Annotated in this window: 6 protein-coding genes; 2 read left to right on the forward strand and 4 right to left on the reverse strand. The window is 73.2% G+C overall.

What is annotated here, in order from left to right; translation table 11 throughout:
- Nucleotides 1–14: 14 nt before the first annotated feature.
- A complete protein-coding gene (locus SACSA_RS0109320; protein ID WP_019815321.1) occupies nt 15–1097 on the reverse strand; it encodes a cation diffusion facilitator family transporter in 1083 nt (360 codons plus the stop codon).
- A gap of 67 nt (nt 1098–1164) precedes the next feature.
- Between SACSA_RS0109320 and SACSA_RS25960 the strand changes: the two genes are divergently transcribed.
- Nucleotides 1165–1578 carry an ArsR/SmtB family transcription factor gene (locus SACSA_RS25960; RefSeq protein WP_019815322.1) on the forward strand — a complete coding sequence of 138 codons (414 nt, stop codon included), beginning with the start codon at nt 1165–1167 and terminating at the stop codon, nt 1576–1578.
- A 70-nt stretch (nt 1579–1648) separates the two neighbouring features.
- Here SACSA_RS25960 and SACSA_RS0109330 read toward each other — a convergent pair whose 3' ends face one another.
- The 3 genes from SACSA_RS0109330 to SACSA_RS25200 are packed head-to-tail and all read right to left on the reverse strand — an operon-like array spanning nt 1649 to nt 4750.
- The gene (locus SACSA_RS0109330; RefSeq protein ID WP_019815323.1) at nt 1649–3097 is read right to left on the reverse strand and encodes an NADH-quinone oxidoreductase subunit N; all 1449 of its coding nucleotides are present in this window, start codon (nt 3095–3097) and stop codon (nt 1649–1651) included.
- 13 nt (nt 3098–3110) lie between these two features.
- Nucleotides 3111–4604 carry a complex I subunit 4 family protein gene (locus SACSA_RS0109335; RefSeq protein ID WP_019815324.1) on the reverse strand — a complete coding sequence of 498 codons (1494 nt, stop codon included), beginning with the start codon at nt 4602–4604 and terminating at the stop codon, nt 3111–3113.
- Nucleotides 4605–4606: 2 nt separating this feature from the next.
- A complete protein-coding gene (locus SACSA_RS25200; RefSeq protein WP_019815325.1) occupies nt 4607–4750 on the reverse strand; it encodes a hypothetical protein in 144 nt (47 codons plus the stop codon).
- A 12-nt stretch (nt 4751–4762) separates the two neighbouring features.
- On the opposite strand from SACSA_RS25200, the gene SACSA_RS22235 reads away from it, so the two are divergent.
- On the forward strand, nt 4763–5069 hold a 307-nt coding region (locus SACSA_RS22235; protein WP_019815326.1), incomplete at its 3' end, for a TetR family transcriptional regulator.

Genomic DNA, 5069 nt, shown 5'->3' on the forward strand with positions numbered 1-5069 from the left:
GCGGTGTGCCGGGGTCAGCGGTGGTGCGCCAGGAGCGCGTGCGCGCCGTCGGCGCCGACCGTGGGCTGGGTGTGCACCACGGCCGTGCCCAGGCGGGGGACGGCGTGGAGGAGCGCGTGTTCCACCCGGTGCGCGAGCAGGTGCGCGTCCCGCACGGTTTGCTGCGCCTCGACCGTGATGGCCAGCTCCGCGCGGAGGTTGTGCCCCGTCCAGCGCAGGCGCACCTCGTCCACGCCGTGCACGCCCTCCACGGTCCCTGCCGTGTGTTCCACGAGATCCACCAGCGCCGGGTCCACCCCGTCCATGAGCCTGCGGAACACCTCGGTCGCCGCGTCCCGCAGAACGACCAGGATCACGGCGGTCATGGTCAGGCCGACCAGTGGGTCGGCGTACGGGATGCCCACTGCCACTCCGAGGGCGCCGATGACCACGGCCAGGGACGCGATGCCGTCGGTACGGGCGTGCAGGCCGTCGGCGACCAGCGCGGCGGACCCGATCCGCCTGCCGACGCGGATCCGCCACCGGGCGACGAGCTCGTTGCCCGCGAACCCGATCACCCCGGCCGCCGCGACCGCCCAGACGTGGGAGACCGCCTGCGGCTCGACGAACCGGCGCACCGACTCCCAGCCGACGAGGACGGCCGAGCCGGCGATGACCAGGACCACGACGAGCCCGGCGAGGTCCTCGGCTCTGCCGAGCCCGTAGGTGTAGCGCCGGGTGGCCCGCCGCCTGCCGAGCAGGAACGCGAGGGCGACCGGAATCGAGGTGAGCGCGTCGGCGACGTTGTGCACGGTGTCGCCGAGGAGTGCGACCGACCCGGTGACCGCCACGACGACCCCCTGCGCCACGGCGGTGGCCAGCAGCGCGAGGAACGACCACAGCAGGGTGCGCAGGCCGGCACGGCTGGACTCCAGCGCGTCGTCCACGCGGTCGGCGCTGTCGTGGCTGTGCGGTGTGAGCGCGTGGCGCACCCGCGCCCACACCGAGCTCCCGCCGTGCCCATGCCCGTGCCCATGCCCGTGCCCGTGGCCGTGTCGGTGGCCGTGCCGGTGCTCGTCGTCCCGCTCGGGTGGGATGCCGTGCCCGGGATCCGCCATTACGCGACCACCTCTCGTCGGCGACTCACGGTTGTCAGGTTGGCGGCGCGCGGCCCATAATGCAAGCGTGCGCGCGCATGACGACATATTTCACCCGGAGCCCGGCGCCGTCGAGGGCACCCGGTTCGCGGCGGCCGCGGAGGGCACCCGGTTCGCGGCGGCCGCCGAGGTGCTGGGGCACCTCGCCGACCCCACCCGGCTGCACCTGCTCCGCCTGCTCGACGTCGAACAGGACGTGACCGCACTGGCCGCGCAGGTACCCGCGTCGCGTTCATCGGTGTCGCAGCACCTCGGCAGGCTCCGCCTCGCGGGGCTCGTCGAGGCCCGGCGCGACGGGCGCCGCATGTACTACCGGATCACCAGCGATCACCTCAGCGCACTGATCGACGAGGCGCTCGACTACGCCGACCACCTCGCCCGTGGCATCCCGCACCACCACCGGGGCACGCGCCGGAAGCGCGCCGGGGGCGCCGCGCTCTGACGGCGGACGGGACCGGAGCGGGAGCGGCGAAGGCGGGGTTCGCCGCTCGGCGGCAGAGCGGGTGCCGAGGTCAGGTCGGCACGAGGACGGTGCCGATGGTGGCGACGACCGGTCCGGCGAGCGGGCCGACGGCCCCGAGGATCGGCCCGGCGAGCGGGCCGATCGCCAGCGACAGCGCGGCGGCGGTGAAGGCGGTCCGCGCGGGAACGAGGGAGAACCCGTCGTCGGGCCGGGCACCGCCGTCGGTGCGCAGGGTGGGTGCGATCCAGCGCAGGTAGTAGAACAGGCTGGCGACGGTGTTGACGATCGCCACCACGACCAGCCAGCCGAGCCCGGCCTCGAACGCCGCCGTGAACACGGTGAGCTTGCCCGCGAACACCCCCGTCGGTGGGGTACCGACCAGGCCGAGCAGGCAGACCGTCAGCGCGAGCGCCGTCCCGGGACGGCGCCGGAACGCTCCGCGATAGTCGGTGAGCGCGCGCAGGCGGGGCAGGGCCGCCACGACCGCGAACGCGCCGAGGTTGGTGATCGCGTAGGCCGCCAGGTACAGCAGCAGGCCCGGCACCGCCAGGTCGGAGCGGCCCGCCGCGGCCACCGCGATGAGCAGGTATCCCACCTGGCTCACCGTCGAGTAGGCCAGCAGGCGCCGGGCGTCGTCCTGGAAGAAGGCCGCGAGGTTGCCCAGCGTCATGGTCAGCGCGGCCAGCACGGCCACGAGCAGCCGCCAGTCCACAGTGGTCGTGTCGAGCGCGGTGGTGGTGACGCGGTGGACCGCCACCACGGCACCGATCTTCGGCACGGTCGTCACCAACGCGGCCACCGGTGTGCGGGTGCCTTCGGTGACGTCCGGCACCCAGAAGTGCACGGGCACGGCTCCCGCCTTGAACAGCGGCCCGGCCAGCAGCAGCGTCGCGCCGACGGCCACCACGGCGGGAGCCGCGCCGGGGAGCGCGCGGGCCAGCGCGGGGTAGGTGGTGGCACCGGCCAGGCCGAACAGGATCGTGAGCCCCACGAGCATCGTGACGCCGACGAGTGCGCCCAGCAGGTAGTACTTCATCGTGGCCTCGGTGCCCCAGGAATCCCCCGCCAGACCCGTCAGCGCGTAGAGCGGAATGCTCGCCAGCAGGTACGCGGCGGTCAGCAGGAGCACGTCGTCGGCACCGGCGAGCAGCACCGCGCCGAGCGCGGCGAGCAGGGTCAGGACCACGAACTCGGTCTCCCGGCGCGTTCCCCGCACCGACGGCCCGGACAGGGCCAGCACGAGCAGCACCGAGGCCAGCACCACGACCCGGACCGCGCCGGTGGCCACGTCCACCGAGTAGGTCCCCTCGAACACGCTCGTGCCGGGACGCGGCCACCGGGCGGCCGTGGCCGCGAGCGCGGCGACGCAGGTGACCGCGGCGAGGGCGCGGACCGGCCATTGGCGGGTCCGGGGCAGGAACGAGCCCAGCAGCAGGCCGAGCACGGCGGCGCCGGTGAGCAGCAGTTCCGGAAGGGCGCGCAGCAGATCCTCCGACATCGGCGTGCCCCGGTCAGCGGCTCAGCACCGGGCCGAGCGCCCTGGCGGCGGGTTCGATGACGTCGAGCAGCACGCGGGGGAACAGCCCGATCGCCACGGCCAGCGCCAGCAACGGCACCACCGAGGCGGCCTCGACCGCCGTGAGGTCGCGGAGTGTCCCGCCGTCGAACGGTCGCGGCGGTCCCAGGAAGACGCGCTGGTAGGCGCGCAGGAACAGCGCGGCCGTGAGCAGGATGCCGAGCACCGCCAGCACGGCGGCCACCGGCACGGCGACCAGGGAGCCGGTGACGATCTGGAACTCGGCGATGAACCCCGCGAATCCGGGCAGTCCCAGGGACGCGAACGCCGCGAGTGCGGTCAGCCCTGCGAATCTCGGCGCGCGGGCCGCGAGACCCCCGTAGGCGTCGAGCGAGTAGGTCCGGCCCCGCGCGTACAGGACACCGGAGAGCAGGAACAGGGAGCCGGTGATGAGGCCGTGGGCCACCATCTGGGTCACCGCCCCCGTGACGGCCAGCGTGCGCGCCTGTGCCTGGCCGGATGCCAGCAGGCCCGCGGCGCCCACGGCGAGCACGACGTAGCCCATGTGGTTGACCGAGGTGTAGGCGATCATCCGTTTGAAATCGCGCTGGCCCAGGGCGACCAGCGCCCCGTAGAGCACGCTGACCACGCCGACGGCCACGATCACCGGCGCGTAGTCCCGCCACGCACCGGGCAGGACGGGCATGGCGATGCGGACGAACCCGTACGTGCCCAGTTTGAGCAACACACCGGCGAGGATCGCCGACCCGGCCGAGGGAGCTTCGGTGTGCGCGGGCGGAAGCCAGGTGTGGACCGGCACGACCGGGGTCTTGACCGCCAGCCCCAGCACCAGCGCCAGCAGCACCAGCGCGCCGAACGCGGGCCGGTCCGCGAGGGGGTTCTGTTCGGCGAGGCGCACCAGGTCGAAGGTGTGCGGATCGGAGGCCACGTACAGGCCGAGGAAGCCGAGCAACAACGCCAACGAGCCCAGGAAGGTGTAGAGGAAGAAGGTCAGGGCCGCGCGGGGCCCTCCCCGGTGCCCCCACCCGCTGATGACGAAGTACATGAGCACGATCGACAGGTCGAAGAAGACGAAGAACAGAATCAGATCCAGCGCGACGAACAGTCCCAGGCACACCGTCTCCAGCGACAGGAACAGCGCGGCGTAGGCACGCACCCGGTCGGTGTCGCGGAGCGAGTACACCGCGCAGGCCAGAAAGAGCACGGTGGTCATGGCCACCAGCGGCAGGCTCACCCCGTCCACGCCGACGTGGTAGCCGGAGTCGACGCTGGGAATCCAACGCCGCTCGGCCTCGAAGGCGAAGCCGTTCGGTCCCGGCTCGTAACGCGCCCACACCAGCGCGACCAGACCCACTTCCACCGCGCAGGCGCCCACCCACACCCACCGGACGACCGTGTCCCCGGCGCGGGGCACGGCCAGCAGCCCCACGGCCACGGCCAGCGGCAGGAACACCATGATGCTGAGCACGCCTACCTCCCCATCAGCGACACGAGGACCAGCAGGACGGCGAGCGCGGCCAGCAGCACCACGGCCTGGGCGTAGTACTGGTGCAGCTGCCCGGTCTGGGGGCGCCGGGCCAGGTGCGTGCCGAGAATAATGGCACCGGGTGTCACAGGGAAAGGGTCATGGCGAACATCGGGCAGGCACCGCCCGCTCGGGCGGGCAGGCGCAGAGCGACCAGCCGCGAGGAGCTGGAGCGGGTGGCCTTCGCGCTGTTCGCCGACCACGGGTTCGACGCGACCACGGTCGACGACATCGCCCGTGCCGCCGGCATCGGCAGGCGCACGTTCTTCCGGTACTTCGAGTCGAAGAACGACGTCGTGTGGGCGCTTTCGATTCCCGGCCTCGACCTCATGCGCGCGCGGCTGCGCGCCCGGCCAGGCGGAATCGCCGCCGCAGTACGCGCCACGCTTGCCGAGGGAACCCAGGACA

Source organism: Saccharomonospora saliphila YIM 90502, assembly GCF_000383795.1.
In the GTDB taxonomy this organism is placed as follows: Bacteria; Actinomycetota; Actinomycetes; order Mycobacteriales; family Pseudonocardiaceae; genus Saccharomonospora; species Saccharomonospora saliphila.